This is a genomic window from Sphingosinicella sp. LHD-64 (assembly GCF_031157375.1).
Taxonomy (GTDB): domain Bacteria; phylum Pseudomonadota; class Alphaproteobacteria; order Sphingomonadales; family Sphingomonadaceae; genus Allosphingosinicella.
The window spans coordinates 100,014-126,991 of record NZ_JAVIFV010000004.1 but is presented as its reverse complement, the minus strand read 5'-3'; the positions used below and the strand labels follow the sequence as shown (position 1 = coordinate 126,991).

The 26,978-nt window shown below is 67.0% G+C and carries 19 protein-coding genes; 7 read left to right on the top strand and 12 right to left on the bottom strand.

Features of this window, described 5'->3' with window-relative positions; translation table 11 throughout:
• Positions 1-113: 113 nt before the first annotated feature.
• On the bottom strand, positions 114-4,640 hold the full coding sequence (locus RCO27_RS14090; RefSeq protein WP_309003332.1) for an autotransporter domain-containing protein: 4,527 nt from the start codon (positions 4,638-4,640) through the stop codon (positions 114-116).
• Positions 4,641-4,916: 276 nt separating this feature from the next.
• On the opposite strand from RCO27_RS14090, the gene RCO27_RS14085 reads away from it, so the two are divergent.
• A complete protein-coding gene (locus RCO27_RS14085; RefSeq protein WP_309003331.1) occupies positions 4,917-6,014 on the top strand; it encodes a helix-turn-helix transcriptional regulator in 1,098 nt (365 codons plus the stop codon).
• A 484-nt stretch (positions 6,015-6,498) separates the two neighbouring features.
• Here the strand turns inward: RCO27_RS14085 and RCO27_RS14080 are convergent, their stop codons facing one another.
• Positions 6,499-7,842, bottom strand: coding sequence for an integrase family protein (locus RCO27_RS14080; protein WP_309003330.1), 1,344 nt, complete (start codon positions 7,840-7,842; stop codon positions 6,499-6,501).
• Positions 7,843-8,369: 527 nt separating this feature from the next.
• On the opposite strand from RCO27_RS14080, the gene RCO27_RS14075 reads away from it, so the two are divergent.
• From RCO27_RS14075 to RCO27_RS14065, 3 genes are all read left to right on the top strand, one after another.
• Positions 8,370-8,819 carry a hypothetical protein gene (locus RCO27_RS14075; protein WP_309003329.1) on the top strand — a complete coding sequence of 150 codons (450 nt, stop codon included), beginning with the start codon at positions 8,370-8,372 and terminating at the stop codon, positions 8,817-8,819.
• 129 nt (positions 8,820-8,948) lie between these two features.
• Positions 8,949-9,464: a glycine zipper 2TM domain-containing protein gene (locus RCO27_RS14070; RefSeq protein WP_309003328.1), complete on the top strand. Its 516-nt coding sequence runs from the start codon at positions 8,949-8,951 to the stop codon at positions 9,462-9,464.
• Between the two features lie 16 nt (positions 9,465-9,480).
• Positions 9,481-10,680 (top strand): Xaa-Pro peptidase family protein, encoded by a 1,200-nt coding sequence (locus RCO27_RS14065; RefSeq protein WP_309003327.1) that lies wholly within the window; start codon positions 9,481-9,483, stop codon positions 10,678-10,680.
• Here RCO27_RS14065 and otsA read toward each other — a convergent pair.
• Positions 10,677-12,098, bottom strand: a complete 1,422-nt coding sequence (gene otsA, locus RCO27_RS14060; RefSeq protein WP_309003326.1) for an alpha,alpha-trehalose-phosphate synthase (UDP-forming) — start codon at positions 12,096-12,098, stop codon at positions 10,677-10,679. The two genes, RCO27_RS14065 and otsA, sit on opposite strands and share 4 nt — an antisense overlap.
• Positions 12,095-13,885: a glycoside hydrolase family 15 protein gene (locus RCO27_RS14055; RefSeq protein ID WP_309003325.1), complete on the bottom strand. Its 1,791-nt coding sequence runs from the start codon at positions 13,883-13,885 to the stop codon at positions 12,095-12,097. The genes otsA and RCO27_RS14055 overlap by 4 nt, the downstream gene beginning before the upstream one ends.
• A gap of 332 nt (positions 13,886-14,217) precedes the next feature.
• Here RCO27_RS14055 and RCO27_RS14050 point away from each other — a divergent pair, with 332 nt between their 5' ends.
• Positions 14,218-16,017, top strand: a complete 1,800-nt coding sequence (locus tag RCO27_RS14050; protein ID WP_309003324.1) for an ABC transporter ATP-binding protein — start codon at positions 14,218-14,220, stop codon at positions 16,015-16,017.
• Here the strand turns inward: RCO27_RS14050 and otsB are convergent.
• The 7 genes from otsB to RCO27_RS14015 form a co-directional block, all read right to left on the bottom strand.
• A complete protein-coding gene (gene otsB, locus RCO27_RS14045; RefSeq protein WP_309003323.1) occupies positions 16,014-16,742 on the bottom strand; it encodes a trehalose-phosphatase in 729 nt (242 codons plus the stop codon). The genes RCO27_RS14050 and otsB overlap by 4 nt on opposite strands.
• A 109-nt stretch (positions 16,743-16,851) precedes the next feature.
• Positions 16,852-17,334: an SH3 domain-containing protein gene (locus RCO27_RS14040; RefSeq protein ID WP_309003322.1), complete on the bottom strand. Its 483-nt coding sequence runs from the start codon at positions 17,332-17,334 to the stop codon at positions 16,852-16,854.
• Between the two features lie 2 nt (positions 17,335-17,336).
• The gene (locus RCO27_RS14035; protein WP_309003321.1) at positions 17,337-18,743 is read right to left on the bottom strand and encodes a nitronate monooxygenase; all 1,407 of its coding nucleotides are present in this window, start codon (positions 18,741-18,743) and stop codon (positions 17,337-17,339) included.
• A gap of 60 nt (positions 18,744-18,803) precedes the next feature.
• Positions 18,804-19,946: a glycosyltransferase gene (locus RCO27_RS14030; protein ID WP_309003320.1), complete on the bottom strand. Its 1,143-nt coding sequence runs from the start codon at positions 19,944-19,946 to the stop codon at positions 18,804-18,806.
• A 353-nt stretch (positions 19,947-20,299) separates the two neighbouring features.
• Complete coding sequence (locus RCO27_RS14025; protein WP_309003319.1) at positions 20,300-21,541, bottom strand: serpin family protein; 1,242 nt, start codon at positions 21,539-21,541, stop codon at positions 20,300-20,302.
• Positions 21,542-21,750: 209 nt separating this feature from the next.
• On the bottom strand, positions 21,751-22,026 hold the full coding sequence (locus RCO27_RS14020) for a hypothetical protein (protein WP_309003318.1): 276 nt from the start codon (positions 22,024-22,026) through the stop codon (positions 21,751-21,753).
• Complete coding sequence (locus RCO27_RS14015) at positions 22,023-22,604, bottom strand: hypothetical protein (protein WP_309003317.1); 582 nt, start codon at positions 22,602-22,604, stop codon at positions 22,023-22,025. The genes RCO27_RS14020 and RCO27_RS14015 overlap by 4 nt, the downstream gene beginning before the upstream one ends.
• A gap of 183 nt (positions 22,605-22,787) precedes the next feature.
• On the opposite strand from RCO27_RS14015, the gene RCO27_RS14010 reads away from it, so the two are divergent.
• Entirely contained in the window at positions 22,788-24,602 is a 1,815-nt protein-coding gene (locus RCO27_RS14010; protein ID WP_309003316.1) for an autotransporter domain-containing protein, read from the top strand.
• Here RCO27_RS14010 and RCO27_RS14005 read toward each other — a convergent pair.
• On the bottom strand, positions 24,599-25,492 hold the full coding sequence (locus RCO27_RS14005; RefSeq protein WP_309003315.1) for an alpha/beta hydrolase: 894 nt from the start codon (positions 25,490-25,492) through the stop codon (positions 24,599-24,601). The two genes, RCO27_RS14010 and RCO27_RS14005, sit on opposite strands and share 4 nt — an antisense overlap.
• 36 nt (positions 25,493-25,528) lie before the next feature.
• On the opposite strand from RCO27_RS14005, the gene RCO27_RS14000 reads away from it, so the two are divergent.
• Entirely contained in the window at positions 25,529-26,920 is a 1,392-nt protein-coding gene (locus RCO27_RS14000) for a protein adenylyltransferase SelO family protein (protein WP_309003314.1), read from the top strand.
• Positions 26,921-26,978: the final 58 nt, after the last annotated feature.

Here is a 26,978-nt window from a genome sequence, read left to right as displayed (position 1 = left end):
TGGCCGAAAGCCGACCGTCCGCTTCTGGGCGCGGTCACGAAAAAGCGGCCATTCTTGGCCTCGTGAATAGCTGTTTCACGTCCACTTTTGGCTGGATCGATCGCCGTGTCGATTCAGAAGGCAATGCGGATCCCCAGGTTGACATTGTGGCTGCCCCCTTCGCCGAGCTCACCCTGATAAGCTGCGTATAGGCTGGTGCCGGAGCCGATATCGAAACTTGCTCCCGCGCCGAACAGCGCCAGAGTTTCGGCGCGCGCGGCTCCGGGCAGCGCGAATGTCAGCGGATTGCCGGCGAATCCACCGGTCGCCGATGCGCGGCCGCCGCTCACCTGGTGCCGGACTCCGGCCTGAATCCACGGGCGGGACGCCGCGTCGGCCTCCAGGCCGCCCTTCAGCCCGATGCTGCCGTCGACAAAGGTCGCATTGCGGTCATCCCCTTCTACCGCAAGGGCGAAGGCGGGGCTGCCCGTCTCGCCGGTCGCGCCGCGTTCGGTGGCGACATGAGTGATGCCGATTTCGGGACGCAGGGCCCAGCCGTTCGAGATCGGCAACGCATAGCCCATGGCGGCGTCCAGAACCAGGCTGCGCAGGCGGTAGCTGGCGGAGACGCTGCCATTGGCGGGGACGGCCCGCTCGGTCTCGGCGTCGCCCCAGTCATAGGCGGCCATGGCCGACAGATCGAAACCGCCGCTGGCGAAGCGGCCGACCAAGCCGACGACGATGCCATTCGCGTCGGTTCGCGCCGCGATCCCGGGAAGGCGCTGCTCGCTGTCGACGGTGCCGACGAAGGCGGCAATCGACCCGTTCCGGCTGCCGTAGCCCATGCCGCCGAACACGCCGTAGCTTTCGATGTCGGCGCCCGAAATGCCCAGTTGAGCCTCGCCCTCGAGGTCGCGCCAGCCGCCTTGCGCCTGTCCGAAGGCGAACGGACCGGGCGCGGCGCGGCCGGTGCTGCCCAGCCCGGCGCGGGCAGCCTTGACCAGGCCCAGCCCGCGCTCCGATCCCAGCTCGGACGCGCTCGCATAAGCTTCGGGTCCGATCAGCGCGAAAGCCGCGGCATTGGCCGTGCCGTCGCTCGCCAGCAGCGCGGGCACCGCGGCGAGCAGGTCCGTGCTGGCGCCGGCGACCAGCACCGCGTTGACATAGTCGATCGACGCGGCCACCTGCGGCGAGACGCCCGCGCCCGCCTGGAAGGTGCCGAGCAGCTGCAGGCGATCGGCCGAATAGCGCAGGAAACCGAGCACTGTCGCCGCCTGGTCGACCGTGGTGAAGGTCCCGGTGATCCCGCCGGTCGCGACGATCAGGTCATAGGCCACGCCCGGGGTGAGCGGGCGGTCGCCGGTCAGGCGGAGCGTGGTGCCGCCGGCGATGGTAAGCGTGCCGGAAATCAGCAGTTGATCGCTCTGCAGCGGCGACGGCTGGAATTCGAATATCGTCGTCGTTCCGCCGGCGAGCGAGACATTGCCGTTCACCGTCATCACCCCCGGCGAGGCGCCCGGCGACAAGGTGCCGCCCGAGGCGACCGTGACGTTGCCGTTGACGGTACCCGCGCTGCCGAAGGTCGCGCCGTTCGCGACCGCGACATTGCCGGTCAGCACCGATCCCGCGCGGCCGATCAGCCGGCCGGCGGCGACTTCGATCTGACCAAAACTCACCGTGCCGGAGATCGCCGCAGTCCCGGACACATTGGTCAGGCGTTCGAAATCTGTGAATCCGGCGGCATTGAACTCATAGGGCGCTGCGGCCGTGCCAGCGGTGGCGAGGCCGAGCACATCGGTGCCCGCCCCTCCACTCACCGCCCCCCCAAAGCTCGCGCCGGAACCGAGCGTCAGGCGATCGTCGCCCTGGCCGAGGTCGACCACGCCGCTGACGCTCCCCGCGCCGAGCTCGTAGGTATCGGCGCCGCCGCCCAGTGCGACATCGCCGATGATCTCGCCCGCGTTGGCGAAGCTGTCGTCGCCATCGCCCAGATCGACATTGCCGGTGATAGTGCCGCCGGCGGTGTTGCTGAACCTGTCGTTGCCCGCGCCGGTCGCGATGTTGCCGGTGATCGTGCCGTTGTTGGTGAATGTGTTGCCCCCGCCGCCCAGATCGACATTGCCGTTGATCGTGCCGCTGTTGCTGACCGTGTCGCCTTGGTCGCCGCCCTGGATGGCGGTCTCCCCCGGCGTGTCGATGCGCGAGTCCTCGCCCAGATCGAGCGTGCCGCCGTCTTCGAGGACGATGCCCGTGCCGTTGCTGATCAGCGAGAAGAGCTCGAAATTGATGAACTGTTCGTAGAGCGCGTTGCTGACCACGCCGTCGCTGCCGGTCAGGTCGATCGCCAGCGAATCCTCGCCCGCGCCGCCATCGGCGGTGCCGGTGAAGCTCGCGGCGAGCAGATGGATGTAGCTGTCGTTGCCGTTGCGCAGGAAGATGTCGCCGGTGATCGTGCCATAGTTGGCGAAGCTGTCGTCCCCCGCGCCGAGGTCGACCGATCCGGTGATCTCCCCGGTTTCGGTGTTGGTCACACGATCGACCGATGCGCCGGTCTGGATCGCGCCGGCGAGATAATTGTCGGGCAGGGCGAAGTCTCTGGTCAGGACATAGCCGTCGGGAAGCGTCGCCCCCTCCCCGCCGCTGATCGTGCCGGCGTTGGTCAGGGTGAGCGAATCCGCGTCCACCAGCAGCGCGGTGGAGTAGGCGGTGCTGCCGCCCGGCGCCGGGGTCTCCCCGTCCGCCGAGGCGAAGGCATATGCGCCCGATGCCGAGATTGTCCCGCCCGCGCGGTTGTCGATCGTGATATCGGCCCGCCCGCCTTCGCCCGCCGATACCGCCAGCCCGACGCTGACATTCACCGCCTGCGTGCCCTCCTCCAGGCCGACCAGCGTCCCGTCGATGACCGAGGCGCCGGCATCGGAACGTATCGCGCCACTGTTGGCGATATCGATCGTCGCCGTCTGATTTTCCTCAAGCTCGATCGAGACTGCGGCGCCGCCGCGATTGCGCTGCTCGATCCCGCCGGAATTGGTGAATTCGACGTCCTGGTTGCCTGTCGCGGAGAGGCCGATCTCCACCGCTTCCCGGCTCCCGCTATTGGGGTCGAAGCCGGCCACGACCGGCATGACGATGCTGCCGCTGTTGACCACATCGATCTGTGCGGCATCGGTGCCCACCAACAGATCGCCCGCGATCGTACCGCTGTTGCCGAACGAGAGGCCCTCACCGCCTTCGTGATCGATGCTGACCGCGCGATTGTCGTCGCTGCGGCCGGTGATCGCGCCGGCGTTGGTGAAGCTGAGGCTGGTCGTGGCCGCGGAGACGCGAAGGCCGTCGTTGATGGTGCCGGTGGCGGTGTTGGCGATCGTCACATTGTCGGCGATGCGACCCGCTTCGGAACCGTCGAGCCGGCGCACGCTGCCGATGGTGAGGTTGACGCCGTGGGCGAGGGCGTTGGCGCTCTCGATTCCCGAGATGTCGCCGCTGTTCTCGAACGACAAGGTGTCGGCGATGAGCGCGCCGCCGAGCCCGCCCTCGAGCGTGCCGCTGTTGGCGATGGTCACGCCCTGCGCGCCGACCCCCTCGATGGACCGGAGGCGGACCGCATAGCCGGCATCCCCATCCCCCAGATACTGCCCCTCGATCGCCGCGAGGCCGGCACGCGCGCCGTTGTCGACATAGGAGATCGTGCCGCTGTTCGAGAAGCTGAAGTCGGCGGCCTCCGCATTGGCGATGAGCGTGCCGGTCGCCCGGGTCACGAGGTTGATCGTGCCGTTGTTGGCGAAGCCGGCGGTGGTCAGGCGCAGATCGCCGTTGATCGTGCCCTCATTTGTGAGGCTACCCAGCGCCGCGCCGATGCCCGTCTGATAGGTCGCGAACTGGAGCGGCGCGCCCGGCGGGCTCGTCTGGATGCGCAGCGTGAGAAAGGACGTCGCCTCGGGCGATCCGAGATAGCTGACTGCGGTGGTGAAGAGCGGGAAGCCCGGCGGAAAGCCCGCGCCGACGGTGTTAGACACGCCGATGGTCGCGGTGCTGACGATGTGGCCGTCGCCCATCAGACCCAGGCCGCCGATGGTCTCGCCGGGCAGCGACGCCAGCGTCACGGTCGTGGCCGCGCCGCGCACCTCGACCCCCTCCACCTCGAAGGTCGCCGGCAGGCCGCCGCCCAGGAGGATGGGCAAGGTCTCCGATGCGGCATAGGACTGCACGTAATAGTCGATACCCGATCCGGCCGAGATCGTCCCCGTTACCCCGGGGGTCGCGCCGCGTTGGACGAAGATCTGGGGGTTGAAATCCGTCGGCGCGCCGGTGCCGAGCGTGAGATTGCCGTTCAGCGTGCCGCCGTCCGCGACATATTGGGTGAGGCCGGTCACATTGCCGGTGATCGTGCCCGCGTTGATCAGCGCGCCGGGCGAGTTCACCGACACCCCGCCGGTGCCGATAATGGTTGCTCCCGCACGATTCTCGATGATCAGCGTGATCAGGGTGGGAACCCCGGTCGGAGGGACAGGGATCGTGCCGATGATCGCCGGCGCGCCGGTGATGCTGCCGGTGTTGATCACTCGGACGCGCGAGGCGATCGTCAGCTGGCCGCTGTCCCCCTCATTGACGATCTCGCACAGGGTCGCCGAGACGCTGTCGGTGCATTCGGTCTGTGCCATCGCCGGGCCGGCAATGGACATCGCGAACGCGCTTGCGCCCAGGCCCAAGCTGCGACGCAACGCCGCGCGTGTCGAAAACGTGCCGATCATCTCACCCCCCAATTTCCATTCCCCATCAATGGGTCATCGGCTATCCGGGGGTCGAACGCCCCGCATCCCGCAATTAGGGTATGGCGATTGGTTCGGTGCGTTTTGCTACGTAGTTGCTGCCTCCCGCGCGCAAGCACATGCGGGCTCGGCCAGCGGGACTGCCAGCGATGGGGGAAACGGCTCGAGGTGGACGCGACGCTGCTGGATCTAGCCGATCGCTTTGCCTCGGCCGCTGTCGACAGCGCGCAATGGCAACCGGCATTGGCGGCGCTTGCCGACGCCACCCGATCCTCGCATGGTCAGTTGATCGGTATCGGCGCGACATCGACCGTGCCGTTCAATCTGGTCACCGGCCTCTCGGAGAAGGCGCTGCGTGATTTCGTCGCGATCAACGGCGGAAGCCCCGAAATCAATCCGCGTGTCGCAGTGTCCGTGCATGCCCCGGTGCTGGCGTTACGCAGCGAAGCCCACTATCTGGCGGCTGCCCCCATGATAACCGACGATGTCTACGCCGATTTCGCGCGAGACAATGATATCCGGCATGGCTGTCAGGCCAAGCTTTGGGAGAATGCCGGCGGAATCGTCGGCTTGGCCGTCTTGCGCGGGGAGCGCGACGGGCACACCAGTGCCGCCGATCGTGCTCTGTTCTCCACCATCGCGCCGTTCGTACGCAGCGCGGTGCGCACCCAGATCGCGCTGGAGAATGCCGGCGCCCAGCTTGTTAGCGGTGCGCTCGAGGCGGTGGGAGCGGCGGTTTTCGTCTGTGACGCCGGCGCCAGGGTGGCGGCCATGACTGGCGCGGCAACGGCGTTGCTGACGAACGGGCAACTCCGCCTGATCAATGGCCGGCTTGACGTTCCCCATCCGCGCGACGCAGCCCTGCTGCGCGCTGCACTGGTCCAGCATGGCCATGGCAACCGCCTGCTGGAGACCGTAGTGATTCACGGCGAGTTGGGATCGCTGCCGTTGATCCTCGACATCTGCCCGGCACCACGTGGCTCATGGCACTTCCGCTTCGAGCCGCAGCTTCTGGTCATCGCTCGCTCGGTTCAGCGTTGGCATGGCCAGGCAGGGCCGATACTTCAACAACTCTACGGCCTGTCTACCGCCGAAGCCGACGTTGCGCTTCGTCTCGCCAATGGCGAAGACCGCGCAACCATCGCTGCACAACGGCGGGTAAGTCTGGATACCGTGCGCACGCAGCTCAAAATCGCCTTCGCCAAGCTGGGTGTTGGCCGGGAAGTGGAGCTCGTATCGATGTTGGCTAGGCTTCTTCAACGGTAGGGCGTGCGGGTGGGACCGCTCGCTAGGCGTTCGGCAGCAATGCGCCCAGATGTCGCGATATTCGCGAATGATCTGCCAAGCCGACTCTCGCCGGAGCAAAGTCCGGTTCCTCCGCCATCACCTCCTCGAAAGCCGGATGGCGGTCGCCAGGTCGTGACTCATCCGCCGGCCCCAGGCATCGCGCGCGGCGAGATATTTCGTTGCTGCCGTGGGCGATTGAGGGAATGCCGGACGGCGGGCATCGGAGCCGGATCAAAGATCGCTCGCGATGGCCGCTATCAGAAAGCCACCAAGCAGTGCCAGGCAAGCTATCCACCTCCGAGCTGCTACCGATCCCGAGTTCGCGCGTGCGATGCCTCAGGAGGGACCGAACTGCCTGGTCGCGGCGCATCACCTTTGTCATGTCCGCTTTTGAGGAATTGGCATCATGGTCAAGGCGTCAGCAATGGGCGCAAATCGGACTCCCTGAACGGGCTGATCACGATCATGCTCTTCGTTCTGCGGACCTCATTTCGGACAGATAGACCACGTTGCCATTCTTTTGGGTGGCCCGGCCCTGTCTCTCCCGTTCGGCCAAGGCGATAAGCGGATTATCGTTGAGCAGACGCTGAAGAAATCCACCGCAGGCCCGAAAGGCCTGGCTTTTCTCGGCCAGATAATCGTAGCGATTGTAGACGCCGCGGATGCCCGCAACCTCGGTGCCGACATGGTTGATGCAGCGCTCGGTGACTTCGATCGGGATGCCCAGCGCCTGCAATTGCGTCGTTCCGGTGCGACGAATGTCGTGCAGCACCCAGGGGGCAATCTCGACCGGGCGCGGCTCTTCGTCCTCAAGCGATGCGCGCGCATCGGCAATTCGCTGGAGATGGCTGGCGAAGAGCTTGTCCAGCCTGGCCTTCTGCTTGCTGAAGCCGCTGATCGGCGTTTCGCCCGTGGTGGTCAGAACCAGCCCATGATTCTTCCAGCCCAGCCGTTTGAGCTCTGCCATCGCCAGGCCGTTGAGCGGCACGAGATGGGAGGTTCCATTCTTGGCGCGACTTCCATCCAGCTGCCACAAATGCCGATCCTGATTGAGCTCAAGCCACGGCAAGGCCGCAACCTCCTGACGACGCTGCAACGTGCAGATGAGAAGCCGAATGAACGTGTCGAACGGTGGGTTGAGTTCGTAGGAGGCCAGCCAGAGCGCCAAAATCTCGTCGGGGCTCAACACTCGACGTCGCGCTTTCGGCGCCGGCGGCGCCTTCAAACCATGCATCGGCGACCGGTCGAGGTCATCGCGGTCGACCGCCCAGTTGAACAGCATCCGCAGCACCGCGTGGGTGTTGCGTGCCAACGCTCGCTGCTCACGGATGGCATCTATGATTGCCACGATGTCGCGCTTGGAGATCTCGGGCAATGGCTTCGATCTCAAAACCGGCACCGCGTACATGTCGAGGCGACGCTTCGCGAGGCTCCAGGAATCGGGCCACCCCGCCTTGAGATACTTGTCGCAGAAATCCTCGACATAGCGGTCGAAGCGCATCTCCTTGGCCGCGCGGGCACGGTCGCGCCGCACCTGAAGGGGATCGACCCCCTTGCGAACCTCCGTGAGCAGATCGATGGCGTAGGTGCGGGCCTGATCTGGTGTCCAAGGACTGTTGTGCCTTCCCAGCGTCAGCCGGCGAGAATTCTGGCCGGGAAGTCGATACTGGACGACGTAGCTTCGGACCCCACGGGGCGTCACGCGGATGCCAAAGCCAGAGATTTTGCTGTCCCAGTAGAAGGCGTCTTTCCCAACCGGGATCGGCGCCGCTTCGACAGTCCGCTTAGAGACCTTGATGGTTGGCATATCGGCTAACGTTCATTCTGAGCGACTCAGACAATGGAGACAATGTTTATGCCACCCAAGGCATTGATAGATAACAATTATTTTGGAACCTACCTGACGCTAGGTGAAGCTAGCCGAACGTAGGCGAAAGATGGGTCCGTGTGATCGAGTTTCCCGGCCTGGTCGAATCGTGATGAGGCTTGGCATATTTGGATCATCAGATCCGAGTCGCATCCGGTGTTAGTCCGGGGCGATACCATCGAGACAAACCTGTCGGCTGAGTAATCAGAAAGTAAGCAGCTTAGATACATCTACCCGAAACTCACCGAATATACCTGAAAGTTCAAAATGGCTAAGGCTTTGATTTCCGAAGCTCATTGAAACTAGCCGAAAGTAGGCGAAAGTAAACCGTCGCCACTTCTAAGCTTGGGGTCGCAGGTTCGAATCCTGCCGGGCGCGCCACGATGACACTGCCGGGCGCGCACATCGTTCAGCCCCGCGAAAGCAGGGTCCGGCCTAGAGAGCGGCGGCGCGGCGGAGAATTTGTGATGCGTTGTTGGTCCCCTCTGCTCATCACGGCCGCCTTCGGCCTCGCGGCACCGCTGGCTGCCCAGAACGGCGACGGACTCGAATGGAATATTCGCGGCGATGACGAGTCGATGACCCTCGCCTTCGAACTTCCGGACACCGACGCCGTGCATCTCGGCATGACCTGCGATCGCGGATCGGGCCGGATCACCCTCTGGCGCATTCCGCCCGCCGATGCCCGGCCCGAATTCCGCCTGTCGTCGGGACCGATCGACGCCACCTATTCCGGAACCCTGCGGACGGACGAGCTTCCCTATCTCAGCACCATCGTGTCCTCGCAGGATCGGGTGCTGAAGCGCTTCCTCGCGACCGGAGAGCTGGCGCTGACCGCTGATGGCGCGGTCGAGCGGATGAACGCCACGCAGCCGCAGCGCGACCGGATCGCCCGCTTCTTTCAGCATTGCGGCTAGGGGCTTCGTGAAGCGCGCGCCCGGAACCGCCCGGCCGGTCGCGCGCTAGGGTATAAGAGGGCCTCGCAGCTTGGCTTTGCACCGCCGGCATGCGAGAATGATGTGACGGTAGCGTAAGGAGACACGGGGATGAAGATCACCAAGATTGCACTGGCGCTGGCCATTTCGGCTTCCGCGCTTTCCACCCCCGCTCTGGCCCAGACCCGGGCGGAGCAGGCCCGCTGGGATCAGGCGCAGCGCCGCTTCGACGCCGAGCAGGATCTCTACGAGCGCGAGCGCCAGCGCTATGACGACGCGGTCCGCCGGGGCCAGTATCGCGACGACTATCGCTACAACGACCGCTATGGCGACGACGCCTATGTCCGCGACTATGACGCGTCCCGCTATTATCGCGACGATCCGCGCTATCAGGAGCGGGTGCTGAGCGAGAACGACCATGTCTATCGCGGTTCGGACGGGCGCTATTATTGCCGCCGCAGCGACGGCACGACCGGCCTCGTCATCGGCGCCGGCGCCGGCGCGCTGATCGGCCGCGCGATCGACGGCGGCCGCAGCCGGGCCGGCGGAACGATCGTCGGCGGCGTGCTCGGCGCGCTGCTCGGCCGCACCGTCGAGCAGCAGCAGAGCCAGGTCCGCTGCCGCTGACGCTTGAGGTAGATCAATGACGAAGGGGATCGGCGGCTCGACCGCAAGGGAACAGCTCGCCGGTCTCCGACCCTGGACGGAGCCCGCCCAGTCCATCGGCCGCGAAGAGCGGCTGGCGCGGCTCGAAAAAGCCCGCCGCCTCACGCGCGACACGGGCGCCGAGGCACTCCTCGTCGGGGCGGGCATGAGCCTGCGCTACTTCGCCGGCGTACCTTGGGGCGCGAGCGAGCGCCTTGTCGCGCTGCTGCTCCCGGTGACGGGCGAACCCATCCTCGTCTGCCCGCATTTCGAGCTCGGCAGCCTCGAGGCCGATCTTCACATCGACGCCGACATCCGTCTCTGGCAGGAGGACGAGAGCCCGTCCGGGCTGGTCGCGGGCGCCCTGCGCGATCTCGGCGCGACCCGCCTTGCGGTCGACCCCGCGCTGGCCTTCCTCTTCGTCGACCGCATCCGCCGCGCCGCGCCGCACGTGGAGATCATCGAGGGATCCGCCGTGATCGACGGCTGCCGGATGACGAAATCGCCGGCCGAGCTCGCCCTTATGCGCCAGGCCAAGGCGATGACGCTGGAGGTGCAACGCCGTGCCGCGCGCATCCTCCACGAGGGCATCCGCCAGAGCGAGGTGCGTCGCTTCATCGACGAGGCGCATCGCGCGCTCGGCGCCGCCGGCTCCAGCTTCTGCATCGTGCAGTTTGGCCGCTCCACCGCTTTCCCGCACGGCCTCCCCGGCGATGCCGCGCTGGCCGCGGGCGATGTCGTGCTGATCGACACCGGCTGCACGATCGAGGGCTATCACAGCGACATCACCCGCACCTATGTCTTCGGCCGGGCGAGCGACGAGCAGCGGTCGATCTGGTCCCTGGAGCAGGAAGCGCAGCAGGCCGCCTTCGACGCGGTCGAGCCGGGCCTTCCGTGCGAGGCGGTCGACGCCGCCGCCCGCCGCGTTCTGGAACGCGCCGGCCTCGGCCCCGACTATCAGCTGCCGGGCCTGCCGCACCGCACCGGCCACGGCATCGGCCTCTCGATCCACGAGCCCGCCTACCTGGTGCGCGGCGACAGGACGCCGCTCGCGCCCGGCATGTGCTTCTCGAACGAGCCGATGATCGTAGTCCCCGATCGCTTCGGCATCCGCCTCGAGGACCATCTCCACGTGACCGAGGACGGCGCCGCCTGGTTCACCCGGCCTTCGCCCTCGATCGACGAGCCCTTCGGCTAAACCGCCACTTCTCCCGTCTCCGGCTCGGGCTCCGGCGTCTCGACCTGGTCGCCCGCCAGCGCAGCAACGAAGGCGTGGCGCCACGACAGCACATCCTCGCGCCGGACATTGTCGATCAACGCCTCCCAGCGCCGCCGCCGCTCGGCCTTGGGCATGGTGAGCGCGCTGCGGATCGCGTCCGAGACCTCGTCCTTGCTGTAGGGGTTGATCAGGATCGCCTCGCCCAGCTGGTGCGCAGCCCCGGCGAAGCGCGAGAGGATGAGGACGCCGGGATCGGCGGGATCCTGCGCCGCAACATATTCCTTGGCGACGAGGTTCATTCCGTCCCTGAGCGGCGTCACCAGCGCCACGTCCGAGGCGCGATAGAAACCGGCGAGGCCCTCGCGCGGATAGCCCTGGTTGACGTAGCGGATCGGCACCCAGTCGACATGGGCGAACTCGCCGTTGATCCGCCCCGACAGGCCGTCGAGCGTGTCGCGGATCGTCTCGTAGGTGTGGACCTCCCCGCGCGACGGCGGCGCGATCTGGAGCAGCGACACCTTGCCGTGCCAGTCGGGATTCTCCTCGAGGAAGCGGCGATAGCCGAGGAACCGCTCCTCGATCCCCTTCGAATAATCGAGCCGGTCGACCCCGATCACGACCTTCTTGTCTTCGAGGCTGCGCTTCAGCGTCTCGAACGCGTTGCGCGCGTCCTGCGTCTCCATCGCGGCCTCGAACTCGGCCACGTCGACGCCGATCGGGAAGGCGGCCGTCTGAACGCGGCGCCCGTCGACCTCGATCATGCCGTCGTCGAAGACCGTCCCGCCCAGTTCGCGGGTGATATAATGGTGGAAGCTCTCCAGCCATTCGGCACACTGGAAGCCGATCAGATCGTAGGCGAGCATCGAGCGGACCAGCCGCTGATGGAAGGGCAGCGACACCATCAACCGGTGCGGCGGCCAGGGGATGTGGAGGAAGAAGCCGATCCGGTTCCTGAGCCCGCGCTGGCGGAGCTGCTGGCCGAGGGGGATCAGGTGATAGTCGTGCACCCAGACGAGGTCGTCGGGCTCGACCAGCGGCGTGACGGTCTCCGCGAACCGCTCGTTGACCCGCTCGTAGCCGCTGCCGAAGCTGCGATCATATTCGGCGAGGTCGATCCGGTAATGGAAGAGCGGCCAGAGCGTCCGGTTGGCGTAGCCGTTATAATATTCGTCGACGTCCTGCTCCTCGAGGTCGATCGTCGCGGTGGTGACGCCGTCCTCGCGGTGGAGGTTGATCTGGCCGGTGAATTCGTCGGTCTTCCCGCCCGACCAGCCGAACCAGATGCCGCGATATTCGCGCAAGGCGGCCGACAGCGCGACGGCGAGCCCGCCCTGCGCACCCGCGCTGCGCGGCTTGGGCGTCGAGACGCGGTTGGAGATGACGATCAGGCGGCTCATCTGACAGCAGTCCAGGGACGGGACAGAAGCCCCGCGCAATTGATGATGCCAACAAGCGAATAGGTCTGCGGGTAGTTCCCCCAAAGCTCGCCGGTTTCGAAGTCGGTGTCCTCCGAAAGGAGGCCTGCGGGCGTCAGCCGTTCCAGCATCTTGCCGTAAAGGGCGCGCGCCTCGTCGCCCCGCCCGACGAGATGCAGCGCCTCGATCAGCCAGAAGGTGCAGAAGTTGAACGCGGTCTCCGGCAGGCCGAAATCGTCTTCGCTGGCGTAGCGCAGCATATGCTCGCCGCGCCTCAGGCCGTTCTCGACCGCTTCGAACGTGGCGACGAACCGGGGATCGTCGGCGGCGAGGAAACGCATGTCGAGAAGTTGCAGCAGACTCGCATCGAGCTCACCACCGCCGAAGGTCGCGGCAAAGCGCTGCGCGTCGGGCAGCCAGGCCTTCTCCTCGATCGACGCGCGGACCGCGTCGGCGCGTTCGCGCCAGACCGCCTCGCGCTCGCCGATGCCCAGCTCCCGAGCAATGTTGGCGAGCCGGTCGCACGCGGCCCAGCTCATCACCGAGGAATAGGTATGGACCGAGGTACGCGTACGGAACTCCCACAGGCCGGCATCGGGCTGGTCATAGGTTTCCCATGCCCGCTCGCCGACCCGCTCCAGCGAGACGAAATCCTCCGCCGTCGCCTTGCGCAGCAGCCGCTCGTCGAAGAAGGCGTGGGTGTTGGAAAGGACGATCTGGCCGTAGGCGTCGTGCTGGACCTGGGTGTAGGCGGCGTTGCCGATCCGGACTGGCCCCATGCCGCGATAGCCGGTCAGCCGCTCGGCAATCCTCTCTTCCAGCTTCGGCTCGCCGGATACGGCATAGAGCGGCTGGATGTGCCCGCCCCGCGCCTCGTCGACGATGTTGCGCAGGTACGAGAGATAGCCCTCCAGCACGTCGAGCGCGCCGAGCCGGTTCAGCGCCTGCACGGTATAATAGGCGTCGCGGATCCAGCAGTAGCGATAGTCCCAGTTGCGCCCCGAATTGGCCGCCTCGGGGATCGAGGTGGTGAGCGCGGCGACGATCGCGCCGGTCTCCTCGTGCTGGCACAGCTTCAGCGTGATCGCGGCTCGGATCACGGTGCGCTGCCATTCCAGCGGGATGGCGAGGCCGCGCACCCAGTCGCGCCAATGGTCCGCGGTCTGGTGCAGCATCGTCGCCAGCACCTGCGTCACATTGCCGACGAAGGGCTCGTCCGGCCCGAGGAAGAAATGCAGGTCCTTCTCGATCCGGAAGCTGCGCCCTTCGAGCAGGTGGATGATGGGCGCGTCGGTGGTGAGCCTGAGCGGCTGGGGCTTCAGCAGGTAACGGATATGGTTGGTGCCGCTGGTCCGCTCGGCGGCTGCCGCCCCCCAGTCGGTGGCAGGGTCGAGATCGACCTTGAGGCGCGGCGCACCGGACACCGGCCGGACGACCCGCACGAACGCGACCGGGCGATACATTCGCCCCGAGCGTTCGAAGCGCGGGCAGAAGTCGTAGACGTCGATGGCGGCACCGTCAGCATCGGTCAGCCGCGTGACGAGGATCGGCGTGTTCTTGATGTAGCGGGCGCTGGCGGAGTTCTGAGTCTCCAGCGAGATGCGCCACAGGCCGCGCGGTGCCGTGTCCTGGTCCTTCGGCTCGAGCAATGCGCAAAACAAAGGATCGCCGTCGACGCGCGGCTGGCAGCCCCAGATGAATCCGGCCGCATCGTCGACCAGCGCGCTCACCTGGCAATTGCCGATTGGCCACAGATCGAGCCCGCTCATCTGCCGCCCTTCCGCGCCACACCGGCCGGCGGCGCGCCCGTCAATCCCTGATCTCGCATAAGGAACAGGACTCGTCAGGTCCGCTCCGGTTCCGTCATGAATCGCCGGGTTGTGCGGTCCGTTTCGCGATGCTATTGGCGCCGTCCTGTTCCAACGCGAAGCCGGGAGGGTCTTTGATGACAGCAGTGTCCACATTCCCCCTCATCGGCAGGTTCCGGACCATCGGGCGTCACCGCCACTAGGTCCTGAAGCCACCGTGATCCGGGCCTGACGCCCGCTTCACCCGACATCGATATCGCTTTGGAGGCGGCGCCTTGGCGCCGTTCAGTTACATGACTCACTCACGCGGCAAACGCCGCGCGGACTCGATCCGCGCCGTCCTCGCCTTCACGTTCGCCCACTGGCGTGCGCAGCGCCCCCTTGCGCTCGCCATCGCCCTGTCGATCACGGCGGCCACCGCCGTCGAGGTGTTCGTGCCGGTCTTCGCCGGCCGGCTGATCGACGCGCTCGCCGCCGGCGCGCGCGACACCGCCCTCATGCTGTTCGCCGCGATGGCCGCGCTCGGCCTCGTCATGGTGGTGCTGCGCCATTTCGCCTGGCACGGCATCGTGCCGTTCACGCTGCGCACGATGCAGGACGTGACCCACGACGCCTTCCACCGCGTGCAGCGCTTCTCGACCGACTGGCACGCCAACAGCTTCGCCGGCTCGATCGTGCGCAAGATCACCCGCGGCATGTGGGCGTTCGACACGCTCAATGACGTGCTGCTGCTCCAGCTCCTTCCGTCACTGGTGGTGCTGATCGGCACGATGCTGCTGCTCGGCTGGCACTGGCCGGTGCTGGGCCTGGTCATGGCGATCGGCACGATCGCCTATGTGGCGTTGACCGTCATCCTCGCCTCGCGCTGGGCGGCGCCGGCGGCGACGCTGTCCAACGCCTGGGACACGAAGATGGGCGGGCTGCTCGCGGACGCGATCGGCTCCAACGCAGTGGTCAAGGCGTTCGGCGCCGAGGAACGCGAGGAGCAGAAGCTCGATTGGCTGCTCGCCAAATGGGCCAAGCGCACCAGCCGCACCTGGCGGCGCTACACCTGGGCGGGCACCATCCAGGTCGCTTTGCTCTGGATGGTGCGCAGCGCGATCACCGGCACGGCGATCTGGCTCTGGTGGACCGGCCGCGCAACCCCGGGCGACGTCACGTTTGTTCTGGCGAGCTATTTCGTCGTCCACGGCTATCTGTTCGACGTCGGCTTCCACATCCACCACTTCCAGCGCGCGGTGAACGAAATGGAGGAACTGGTCGAACTTCACGATCAACCCCTCGGCATCGACGACCGCGCGGATGCGGTGCCGATCCGGATCGAGCTCGGCGCGGTGCGCTTCGAGGACGTCACCTTCCGCTATGGCGGGCACGAGACGCCGCTCTACGATCATCTCGACGTCACGATCCAAGGCGGCGAGCGGATCGGCCTGGTCGGCCATTCGGGATCGGGCAAGACGACCTTCGTCAAGCTCATCCAGCGCCTCTATGACGTGACCGACGGCCGGGTGACGATCGACGGGCAGGACGTCGCGCATGCGACGCAGCAGTCGCTGCGCTCGCAGATCGCGATCGTGCAGCAGGAGCCGATCCTGTTCCACCGCAGCCTCGCCGACAACATCGCTTATGCCCGTCCGGGTGCGAATCAGCAGGAGATCGAGAACGCGGCGCGGCTCGCCAACGCGCACGACTTCATCGCGAAGCTGCCGCGCGGCTATGCGACCTTGGTCGGCGAACGCGGCGTCAAGCTGTCGGGCGGCGAGCGGCAACGCGTCGCGCTGGCGCGGGCCTTCCTGGCGGACGCGCCGATCCTGATCCTCGACGAGGCGACGTCGAGCCTGGATTCGGAGAGCGAGGCGTCGATCCAGCAGGCGATGGACCGGCTGATGCGCGGCCGCACCGCGATCGTCATCGCGCACCGGCTGTCGACGGTCCGCACCCTCGACCGCATCCTCGTGTTCGAACAGGGCCGGGTGGTCGAGGACGGGAACCACGAGGCGCTGCTCGCGAACCCGGACGGGCACTATCGCCGGCTGTTCGACCGGCAGTCCGGGGCGATCGTGGACGAAGAACCGGTGTTCATCGACGCCTAGCGGATCGCGCCAAGCCAGGCCGCCACCGCCGCGACCGACTCCAGCCGGTAGGTCGCGGCGGTGGCACGGGCCGGACCGACGAGCACGCCTGCCCCGCCCAGCGCCGCGACGGCGGCAAAGGCGTGCTCGTCGGTGAGGTCGTCGCCGATGAAGACCGGCGTCGCGCCGGCAAAGGCCGGGTCGGTCATGAAGGCCTTCACCGCGTCGCCCTTGTTGGCGCCGTCGGGCCTCAATTCGATCACCATCTGTCCGGCCTGCAAGGTGAACCCCCGCGCCTTGGCAAGCGCGGTCATGAACGCCTCCACCCGCGCCGCCGCGTCCGGCGCGCCGCGATAGTGGAGCGCGATGCTCGCCGGCTTCTCCTCGACAAGCAGGCCGTCGGTCGCCGCGGCGAACGCCTCGATTGCGGCGCGCGTGTCGTCCAGCCCGATCGGGATGCTGAGCGGCAGATGCGTGCCGTCGGCGAGCTGCAGCTCCAGCCCGTGCGAGCCCGAAAAGGCGATGTCGTGGAGCGGCACGTGTCGCTTCAGATCCTCGAGCGAGCGCCCGCTGACGATGGCGAGCCGCCCCTCCAGCCGCAGCCGCAGCCGCTCCAGCATCGGCGCCAGTGCCGGCGACACCCGGATCGCATGGGGCGTGTCGGCGAGCTCGACCAGAGTCCCGTCGAAATCGAGGAACAATGCGGCGTTGTCGAGCAGGCTGTCCGGAGGCGGCAGGAGCGTCATGCGCGCCGTTATGCCAAGCCAGGCCCGTCATTCCAGCGAAAGCTGGAATCCCTTTGCCTTCAAGAAGTGAGATTCCAGCTTTCGCTGGAATGATGGAGGAGTGGACCCTTCAGTCCATGGTCTCGCCGGGGTTCACCCCCCAGATCTGGTCGGCGCGGATGAAGCCGCCGCGGTTGCCGACGTCGAGCCGGCACCAGCCGCCAGCGCAGCGCGAGATCCGCCCGACCACGCCGGGCTCAGCGCGGAAGCGAGCCGGCGAAGCGGCGTCCGCCCGCTCGTGCAGCGGCTGCGGGCCGTTGCCGCGGACGATCGCGGTGCGGGTGTCGCTCAGCAGGCTGGAGAGCATCCATCCCTGCGTCCCGCCCGGATCCTCGATCTTGCGCCATTCCTGATAGACTTCGACGACGCGGATCGGCAGGTCGCGGCGCACATAGAGCCATTCGCCCGGATAGTTGCGCCCCGGTCCCCGTCGCATCATCGCCTCGCCCGAAGCGATCGACGCCCAGTAGGGCGTCTCGCGGCGCGGCTGTGCGGCGGCGCTCAGCGAAGCGATCCCGAAGACGACCAGCAGCAGCGCGGCAATGCGCTTCATCTTCAGTCCCCCGCCTGGATCCGCTCCATGAGCTGCTTGACCGTCGGCACGAAGCCGTTCGAATAGAACGGGTCGCGCTTGAACCGGAACGCCGCGTGGCCGGCGAACATGAGGTTCTCCTCGGTCGGGCCGCCATGGGCGATATCCTGCAGGGTCTTCTGGATGCAGAAGCTGCGCGGGTCGGCGAGCCGGCCGGTCGTGTTCTTCTCAGTGTCCGCCCAGGACGAGAACTGGCACTGGCTGAGGCAGCCCATGCAGTCGGCCTGGTCCTTGCGGATGACCTTCTTCTCCTCGGGCGTCACGAAGACCAGCGTCTCGTCCGGCGTCTTCAGCGCCTCGGTAAAGCCCTGCGCATACCATCCGCGGGCGTGGAGCAGATCGCCCTTGGTCACCCAGTAATTCTTCTTGCCGAGCACGCCGACGTCGAGCTGGAACTTGTGGTCGCCGATCTCCTCCTTGGTGAAGGCGATCTGGCGGTGCGAGCGGGCCTCGAGATTGCGCAGGAACGGATTGCGCACCGCCGAGCTGTAGAAGCCGGTCGGCGAGAAGCGGTGCAGAAGGACATCGCCCTCCTCCAGCGTCATCAGGCGCTGCTTCCACCCGTCCGGGATCGGGCTCTCCTTGGTGAGCAGCGGACGGGTGCCGAACTGGAAGGCGATCTGCCCCAGCTCCTCATTGTCGATCCAGTGCTCCCATTCCTTGAGATTCCAGACGCCGCCGGCCATCACGATCGGCACGCTGTCCGCAATGCCGCCGCTGCGCATCGTCTCCCGGAGCGCCTTGACGCGCGGATAGGGGTCCTGCGGCTGGAGCGGGTCCTCGGCATTGGAGAGGCCGTTATGGCCGCCGGCGAGCCAGGGATCCTCGTAGACCACCGCGCCCAGCCACTCCGCCGCCTTGGAATAGGCCCGCTTCCACAGCGCCGAGAAGGCGCGCGCCGAGCTGACGATCGGCAGGTAGCTCACGCCATAGGAAGAAGCGATCTCGGAGAGCTTGTAGGGCATGCCCGCGCCGCAGGTGACGCCCGCGACCAGCCCCTTGGTCTTCTCGAGCACGCCGTGCAGCACGCTCTGCGCGCCACCCATTTCCCAGAGCACGTTGATGTTGATCGCGCCCCGGCCCGAGGCGATGTCATAGGCCTTCTGGACCTGCTGGACGGCGCCGTCGATCGCGTAGCGGATCAGCTCGTCGTGCCGCTCGCGGCGGGTCAGCGCGTGATAGATCTGGGGGATGATGCGCCCTTCGGCGTCGTAGCTGTCGGCATTGACGGCCGACACGGTGCCAATCCCCCCGGCGGCGGCCCAGGCGCCCGAACTCATATGGTTGGTCGCCGACACACCCTTGCCGCCCTCGATCAGCGGGAGCACCTCGCGCCCCGCATAGAGGATCGGCTTGACACCCTTGAACATCAAACCTCCGGATAAACCCCAGCCCCGCCTATAGGCGCTTTGCGCGCCTCAGGCAAAAGGTCATGCGGGAATGGTAAATGCCCCGGGGCGCCCGATAGCGGCGCCATAGAGCTGCGCATAGGCCGAAATCATCGCCGCCTCGTCATATCGGGACCGGGCCTTTTCGGCATTGGCGAGACCGATCGCGCGGCGAAGGTCGTGGCGGTCGGCGAGCGTGTCGAGCGCGGCCGAGAAGGCGTCCTCGTCGGCGGGATCGACGATCAACGGCTTGTTGTCCTCCGCCACCATGTGCGGCACGTCGCCCACCAGGGTCGCGACCGCGGGCCGCGCCGCCGCCATCGCCTCGACCAGCGAAATCGGGAACTGCTCGCTGTCCGACGACAAGGCGAAGATGTCGAAATGACCGATCCAGCGGGCGGGATCGGCAAGGAAGCCCGGCATCAGCACGCGATCGGCGACGCCCTCGGCCCGCGCTTCGGCGGCGATCGCCTCACTCTCCGGCCCCTCGCCGACGATGACGAGCCGCGCCGCCTTGTGGGTCATGCCGGCGAAGGCGCGGACGAGACGGGGCAGATTCTTGACCGCGCGCAGGCCGGCCACCGTGCCGATCACGACCTCCCCCGACCGCCGCTCGAAGCCGGGGATCGCGCCCGGTTCCGGTGCCTTGCGGAAACGATCGACCGGGATCCCGTTCGGGATGCGCAGCACCCGTGCGTGCGGCTGCACCCAGTCCCAGACCGCGACGTCCTCGAGCCGCTCCGAGGGCACGACGAGTCGGTAGACAGCCGGCAGCCCCAGCCGGCGATAGAGGTTGCGGGCAGGCTTCAGCTTCTTCGCCTCGTCCTCGTTAAACCCGTCCTCGTGGTGAATGAGTGGAGGACCGCCAAATAACCGCCGCGCCATCACCGCATCGAACGCACCCCAATTGTAGGTGAGGACGAGATCGAAGCCGCGCATGTAGCGGGCCAGCCGCCGCAGCCGGCCCGGCGTCGGCCGCCCGGTCAGCGACGGGGCGTCAGCGGGGAAATCGACCGCGATGCCCCGGTCGATCGCCGCCCGCGCCCTGAGCCGGTCCGGCATCGCGCTCAGCACCGTGTGGACCGCCGCGTCGCCGAACGCATTCATCAGCCGGACGGCGCGCGCCTCCTTGCCCCCCAGCGAGAAGGTGGAATGGCAATGAAGAATGCGCGCCGCCCCGGCCATGCGCGCTTATCGCGCACCGGCGCTGCGAGGGCCAGCGGCCGGTTCGAGAGGCTGCGCGCCTTGGACCCGCTTCGGACCTTCCCTCTGGTGAAGTTCACGAAGTTCACGATCTCGCGTAGCTCCGTGATCTTCCCCTCCAACGATGTTCGAGGCAGCGGCCAGCATCCGGCGAAAGGCCGGGAGCGGAATGAAATGTGCGGGTATCCGAAATAAAGGGCCAGGATGCTGTTCCATCCGTCAGTTTGGATCAGAAGAAATCCTATTTGTATCCAACAATCGGTAATATCTGCCTTCGACCCATGCGGACATTCACGATCCGGTACTCAACCTCGTTCCGGCGCGCCGGCGGCTACTCATTCTACTTCACTCGGGCGCATTATCCGGCCGAAGAACAGAATCGCCCCGCTGTCTCGGTCGCGCAGCATGAACATGAATGCCCGGTCGGCGTGGAACGGGATCGGCGGAGGCATCGGGCGCGAGCCGGTGATGATGACGGAATCCACCACCGTAACCGCCGCCGCTTCGGTGCCCTGCTCGTCAACGCGAAGGAAGGTGGAGTGAGTGACCCGGCTGATTCGCAGGGGCTCCGCGCTGACGCCCCGGAAATCGGCCTCCAGGGCAAACGCGGTGCCCATGCCGAGCTGCGCCAGCGGTATGTTGAGCAGATAGCTGTCCTGCAATGTGAATCGTGGCAGCGTCAAATCGACGCGCACAGGCTCGCTCCGGTCGAGCGATCGCAGCGTACGGTTAAGCAGGCTGGGTGTAAGGGATCGCTCCAGCGCCGCCAGCCCGGTCGGGGAATCGGGCAAAAGCACGGTCATCACCAGCCGCTCGTCACGATATGGGAGGTCGAGCGCGGCAAATCCGCGCCTCCGATGATGGCGAAACTCGCCGAGTTGCTCCATCGTTGGAACATCGATCCGTCGCCCATCCGCCAGCGTGAACGGCGCGGCGCGACTTTCCGGCTCGAAAGGCGTTTGCCAGTCGGCCAGGAAGTATACGGCATTGGTAATGACAAGCCGTGTGTGCTCATTGAACTGGCCCGGAGCCACCACAGATGGGATGCGCCCGCGTGTCTCGGTATCGGCCCAGCGATTGATGCGCGCCGCCGCGCCTCGGGGATCGCCCCCGAAGTCGAGCATTTCGGCAGTCGCTTCGAAATGCGTCCGCGCGGTTTCCAGAAACTCCGGTCGCAACCGGTTTTCGCGATTCAGCCAGATTGCGTTGGCAATACTGACCTGGGTCCTATCGCGGTCCCGCTCCAGCGCCCTTTGTAGCGAGCCCAAGGCAGACGACAGCTCCGGCCCCACCTCAGGTAACGACAACGCGCGTTGGATGCCTGTACGCGTTTCGCCGTCCGCTCCCGACGCGAGTGGCGTGATCGCCAGCGCGATGCTGACGGGCGAAAAGAAGATATTATCTCGTTCTTCTCGCGCCAGTTCTCGATAGAGACGCAGCGCGAAATCGCGAGTTCCGCCCGCGACGCTAGCTGCAGTTATCACCTGCGAATCTCTTCGCTGGGCTGGCGCTGGCGCCGCGGCGGCAATGCCCACGGCGGCGAGGGCAGCAAGCAGCTGGAGGCGCGCTATCTTCATCGCGCCACATTCCATCGCTAGGTATTTACGAAGACTTAGCGCTGCCTGCGGGACGCGCGAAGGTCAGTCTTCGGTCGAACCCGCAATTCCCGATTTCCACCCATGGCGGTCATTTAGCGATATCGCGGCCGTCTCATCCTCCCCTCCCTTGCAGGGAAGGGGAATCAGATCAGCGTTGCAGACAAATGGCGTGGGCGTGTGTATCCGTCCTAAACCTCGTGCGGCATCCGCGCGGACTGGATCTCCACTTCCTTCACCTCCTGCCAGAAAGCGTCGAGCAGGCCGGTAAGCTCGGCGATGTGCGGCACGTCGTGGCGGCGGATGCATCGGTATTTGCGGGTCAGGAGCGACACCTCGGCGAGGATCAGCCGGGCGATCTCGCCATGATCGTCGAGCGAGGGGATCGCCTCGAACGCGGCGAGCGCGTCGGCGCGCGCCAGATGCTCCTTCGTGTCGGCGTCAAGGACCGGGGCGTGGGCATTCATGCAAGTCTCTCCCACCAGGAGATGAGGGTCGGAAGGGCGGCGGCGTCGAGATAGAGCCAGGCGGCAACGGCGGCAGCGGCGAGGATCAGCAGGCCGAGCATGACCCAGGGCCAGCGGCGGCGGGGTGCCTCCTCCTCGTAAACGTCTTCGCGGAGCATCGGCGCGTCCGCCGCGATCGCCTCGGGCTCCGGCTCGTAGGCGGGGACGGGAGTCAGCGCCGGGCCGAGCTTGCCGCGCGCCAGTACCATCCGCTGCTCCAGCAGGTCCTGCCGCTGCGCGTCGATCGCCTCGCCGACGTCGGCGAGCGCCGGATCGGGCATGGTCTCGACGAAGCGCGCGAGCTCGCGGTCGAGCCCGACCAGCTCGTCGAGCGCCGCCATCATGCCGCGCCGGTCATCCTGCTCCTGGGCGAGGTGGAGGCGCATCACCTGCATGTTGCTGGCGCGCAGGAAGGTGAGGCCGCGGACGAGGTCGGCCGCGGTCGCGCCGTCCCTGCCGGTTTCGACATCGGGTAATCCCCGCACCTCTTCACGCAGCACGATGAGGCCCTCCCAGCCGTCGCGAGTGATTGGGGTCAAGTTGGTGACACCCCGCAAGAGGGCGGAGCCGGAGTGTTCCGGAGCCGCGACGAAAAGGGGAAAGGTGAGGCTTTTCAGTGACAAGCCGTTGGCATTCGGAGCGCCCCTTTAACCTTCACTCTTGTCAGCAACGCGGATCGCGGGCACCTCCCGTGACATAATGATGACGGTCAGGAGAGGAAAATGAAGTCCATGCGTCACGCGGTCTATCTGGCGGCCGCCTCGGCCCTCGCCATCGCGGCCCCGGCCTCGGCCCAGCGCGTCGACCGGATCGTCGCGTTCGGCGATTCCTATGTCGACGACGGCAACGCCTTCCAGCTCGCAGGGATCACGCCGCCGGCCGCCTACCCCAACGGCCGTTTCAGCAACGGCACCAATTTCGTCGACACGATGGGCCAGATTCTGAACGTGCCCATCCAGAATTTCGGCATCGGCGGTGCGCAGGCCGGCAACGGCAACGTCAATCCCGGCCTCCCGGGTTTCGCGACCGAATGGCAATCCTTTCTCGCCGGCGGTGGCCCGGCGGCCTTTCCGCGCACCGACGGGCGCTTCGCTCCAAATGATCTGCTGGTCGTCTCGATCGGGGGCAACGATGCCCGCGCCTATCGGATCGGCGGCGGCACGGTGGCCGGTGCGCCGGCCGCGGCCGCTGTCAGCGTCACCCAGGCCACGACGGGGCTGAACGCGCTCGTGGGTGCCGGCGCCCGCAACATCACCTTCCTCGCCGGCGACGTCGGCCGCCTTCCGGAGGCAATCGGCCAGCCCAGCGCGCCGGCCGGCACCGCCTTCTCCGGTGCATTCAACCAGGGAATACGCACGACGCTCGCCGGCTATGCCAATCAGGGCGTGATCGTGAACTATCTCGATCTCAACCTGGTGGGTGATCGGGTCCAGGCCAATCTCGCCGCGTTCGGCCTGCAGAGCGCCGGAGCATCGACCTCGGCCGACGTTGCGGCCGGTCGGGCCGACAATTTCCTCTTCTATGCCGACAATGTCCATCTGAGCTCGGCCGGTTTCGCGATCGTCGGCCGCTATGCGGTGCGCCAGCTCGAGGCGCCGCTCCATCTCCAGGCGCAGGCCGACATCGGCCTGCTCACCGCCACCTCGTTCGGCAACACCCTCTCGGGCCGCCTCGACCTGTCGAACAGCCGTTTCGGCGCCGGCTCGGAGCGCGGCTTCAACCTCTTCGCCAGCGGCAATACGAGCAGCCTCGGCCGGGACGCCGCGCCGGCCAGCCTGGGCTATGACATGAACACGTTCGGCGGTACGCTCGGCGCCGAATATGACACCGGCGCGGGGGCGGTGTTCGGCGCCGCGGTCAACTACACCCGCGGCGAGGCGGACATGGACACCGCCACCGGCCGGGCGAAGACCAAAGCCTGGCAGGTCGGCCTCTATGGCGGCTGGGCCAGCGGCGGGCTCTTCATCCAGGGTCAGGCGAGCTACGGCTGGCTCGACTACGAGATCGACCGCGACGCCGTGATCGATTCGATCGCCGCCGATCCGGGCGGCACGGCAATCACCGCCGGCGCACAGGCGGGCTATCTGTTCGGCGTCGGCGGAATGCGCGTCGGTCCGGTGGTCGGCCTCAGATATGCCAAGGCCGAGATCGATGCCTATACCGAAACCGGCGATCCGGCGCTGACCCTCGATGTCGGCGACCAGGAGCTGCAGAGCCTGATCGGCAGCGCCGGCATCGAGGCGCGCGGCGAGCTGGACGTCGGCGGGCTCGCCGTGCGGCCCTACGCCGCCGCGACACTGGAGCGCGAGTTCGACGGCGACGGGCGCACGGTGCTCTATGCGCTCACCGCCGCGCCGGAGATCGTCAACCGCTGGGTCATTCCCGAGCGCTCGGACGACATCTATGGCCGGATCGCCGCCGGCGTGAACCTCAGCCTCGGCGACGCGGCCAGCCTCCAGCTCCAGGGCTCGACATCGATCGCCCAGGACGAGGGCAACGACCTGTACGGTTTCCTGGCGCTGCGGCTGAGCCTCTAGGAAGCGGCGGGCGCCGCCGACGGCTTGCGGGGCGCCCGCGCCTTCTTGAGCAGCGCGTCGATCGCCGCCGCGGCTTCCGGCTCGTCGAGCGTCGGCGCATGGCCAATGCGCGGCACCGTGACCAGCGTCAGCTCCGGATGCTCGGCCCGCATCCGCCCGGCGCTCTCGGCGCTGAGCAGGTCGGAGAGTTCGCCGCGCAGCAGCAGCGTCGGCCGGCCCTTCAGCGCCCGGAAGGCCGGCCACATGTCGAACCCCGCCTCGCCGCCCGGCAGCTTGAACGGCTCGGCGATGCGCATATCATAGTCGAACGCGATCCGTCCGCTCTGGGTCAGCTTGCCGAGGCGCTTGGCATAGACGAGCCACTCGTCGAGCTTCCAGTCGGGATAGCGGTCCGCCTGCGCCTCGGCGATGGCACGGGCGGCATGGAGCCAGGTCGGCCAGTTCTGCGGCCGGCCGACATAGGAGCGGATATGCTCGATGCCGCGCGGCTCCAGCTCCGGCCCGATGTCGTTGAGCAGGGCCGCGACGATCCGCGCATTGCCGGCCATGGTGAGCAGCATCGTCATGATCCCGCCGAGCGACGTACCGAATAGGATGAACCGCTCCAGCTTCAACTCCGCGATCAGCGCCTCGAGATCCTGGAGATAGGTGAGCGGCACATAGGTCATCGGGTCCTTGGCATAGGCGCTCTCGCCACGACCGCGGAGATCGACGCAGATCAGCCGCCAGTCGCCGGCGAGCCGGGCTGCAACCCCTTCGAAGTCGCGCGCGTTGCGGGTCAGGCCGGGAATGCACAGGATCGGCGGACGGCTCGCATCGCCGGCATAGTCGCGATAGTGGAGCCTGAGGCCATCGTTCGACCACCAATAGCCATCGGACCAATCCGCCATGCCGTGCCCCTTGCAACCTTCCCTCCCTATCGTCCGATGACGGTCCTTCCGCAACCCGGGGCGTACCGGCCCGACCCCGCGATCCTCGCCCTCGGCGACGACTTCTACGTCGTCGTCGAGGCGGCCGATTTCCCGCAGACGATCCTGCGCTTCCGCAACGACCGCGCGGCGGCGGCGGTCGGCCTCGACAGCCTGACCGACGCGGACTGGATCCGTCATTTCGGTTGTTTCGCGCCGCTGCCCGACAATCTGCGCGAGCCGCTGGCGCTGCGCTATCACGGCCATCAGTTCCGGGTGTACAATCCGGACATCGGCGACGGGCGCGGCTTCCTGTTCGCGCAGCTGCGTGACGGCCATGGCCGGCTGCTCGATCTCGGCACCAAGGGCTCCGGCCAGACCCCGTACAGCCGCTTCGGCGACGGCCGCCTCACCTTGAAGGGCGGCGTGCGCGAGATCCTCGCCACCGAGATGCTGGAGGCGCTGGGCGTCGAGACCAGCCGGACCTTCTCGCTGATCGAGACCGGCGAGGCGCTGGAGCGCGGCGACGAGCCCTCCCCCACCCGCTCGGCGGTGCTCGTCCGCCTCAGCCACGGCCATATCCGCATCGGCACCTTCCAGCGGCTCGCCGCGCTGGGCGAGACGGCGAACATCCTGAAGCTCGCCGATCATTGCCTCGCCCACTTCTTCAACGAAGGCGGCGGCGAGGATGCGCCAGTGCGGCTGCTGCGCCGCGTCACAGCCGGCACCGCGCGACTGGCGGCATCCTACATTGCCGCCGGGTTCGTCCATGGCGTGCTCAATTCCGACAATATCAACGTGACGGCCGAGAGCTTCGACTACGGCCCGTGGCGCTGGACGCCTTATTGGGACGGCGCGTTCACCGCGGCTTATTTCGATCATGCAGGGCTCTACGCCTTCGCCCGCCAGCCCGAGGCGATCCACTGGGATCTCGTCCAGCTCGCGCTGTCGCTGCGGCAGGTGGCCGCGGCGGACGTGCTGACGCCCGAGCTGGAGAAATTCCCCTATCTCTTCCGCGAGGCGCTGCGCGACGCCCTGTTCGCGCGGTTCGGCATCGTGCCCGGCGACCTCGAAGGCGACATGGCCGTCGTCGTCGCGATCGAGGAGGCGCTGGGCCGCAAGACCATCACCATCGACCGCTTCTTCTTCGACTGGCGCGGCGGCGCCTTGCGTAATCCGTCCGACGCCTATGACGGCTTCGCCGACCTTGCCGCCCTCCTCGCCCGCCACGAGGCGGTGCCGGGGGCGCTCGACCATCCCTATTGGTCCGACCCGGAACCGTGCGCGATGCACATCGACGAGGTCGAAGCGATTTGGGCGCGGATCGACGCGGACGACGACTGGTCGGCGCTCCACGACAAGGTCGCCGCCGTCCGCCGCATGGGCGAGGCGCTGCGACGCCCGCCCTGATCGTCATTCCAGCGAAAGCTGGAATCTCCCTGCCTTTCTGGCGCCGCAGTTTAGGAAA

Coding starts and splice junctions, on each gene's coding strand:
- RCO27_RS14000 (WP_309003314.1), top strand. CDS start 25,529: ATGACGGTCCTTCCGCAACCCGGGGCGTACCGGCCCGACCCCGCGATC.
- RCO27_RS14065 (WP_309003327.1), top strand. CDS start 9,481: ATGACGAAGGGGATCGGCGGCTCGACCGCAAGGGAACAGCTCGCCGGT.
- RCO27_RS14040 (WP_309003322.1), bottom strand. CDS start 17,334: ATGAAGCGCATTGCCGCGCTGCTGCTGGTCGTCTTCGGGATCGCTTCG.
- RCO27_RS14025 (WP_309003319.1), bottom strand. CDS start 21,541: ATGAAGATAGCGCGCCTCCAGCTGCTTGCTGCCCTCGCCGCCGTGGGC.
- RCO27_RS14080 (WP_309003330.1), bottom strand. CDS start 7,842: ATGCCAACCATCAAGGTCTCTAAGCGGACTGTCGAAGCGGCGCCGATC.
- RCO27_RS14090 (WP_309003332.1), bottom strand. CDS start 4,640: ATGGCACAGACCGAATGCACCGACAGCGTCTCGGCGACCCTGTGCGAG.
- otsB (WP_309003323.1), bottom strand. CDS start 16,742: ATGACGCTCCTGCCGCCTCCGGACAGCCTGCTCGACAACGCCGCATTG.
- RCO27_RS14020 (WP_309003318.1), bottom strand. CDS start 22,026: ATGAATGCCCACGCCCCGGTCCTTGACGCCGACACGAAGGAGCATCTG.
- RCO27_RS14005 (WP_309003315.1), bottom strand. CDS start 25,492: ATGGCGGATTGGTCCGATGGCTATTGGTGGTCGAACGATGGCCTCAGG.
- RCO27_RS14050 (WP_309003324.1), top strand. CDS start 14,218: ATGACTCACTCACGCGGCAAACGCCGCGCGGACTCGATCCGCGCCGTC.
- RCO27_RS14010 (WP_309003316.1), top strand. CDS start 22,788: ATGAAGTCCATGCGTCACGCGGTCTATCTGGCGGCCGCCTCGGCCCTC.
- RCO27_RS14075 (WP_309003329.1), top strand. CDS start 8,370: ATGCGTTGTTGGTCCCCTCTGCTCATCACGGCCGCCTTCGGCCTCGCG.
- otsA (WP_309003326.1), bottom strand. CDS start 12,098: ATGAGCCGCCTGATCGTCATCTCCAACCGCGTCTCGACGCCCAAGCCG.
- RCO27_RS14035 (WP_309003321.1), bottom strand. CDS start 18,743: ATGTTCAAGGGTGTCAAGCCGATCCTCTATGCGGGGCGCGAGGTGCTC.
- RCO27_RS14030 (WP_309003320.1), bottom strand. CDS start 19,946: ATGGCCGGGGCGGCGCGCATTCTTCATTGCCATTCCACCTTCTCGCTG.
- RCO27_RS14055 (WP_309003325.1), bottom strand. CDS start 13,885: ATGAGCGGGCTCGATCTGTGGCCAATCGGCAATTGCCAGGTGAGCGCG.
- RCO27_RS14070 (WP_309003328.1), top strand. CDS start 8,949: ATGAAGATCACCAAGATTGCACTGGCGCTGGCCATTTCGGCTTCCGCG.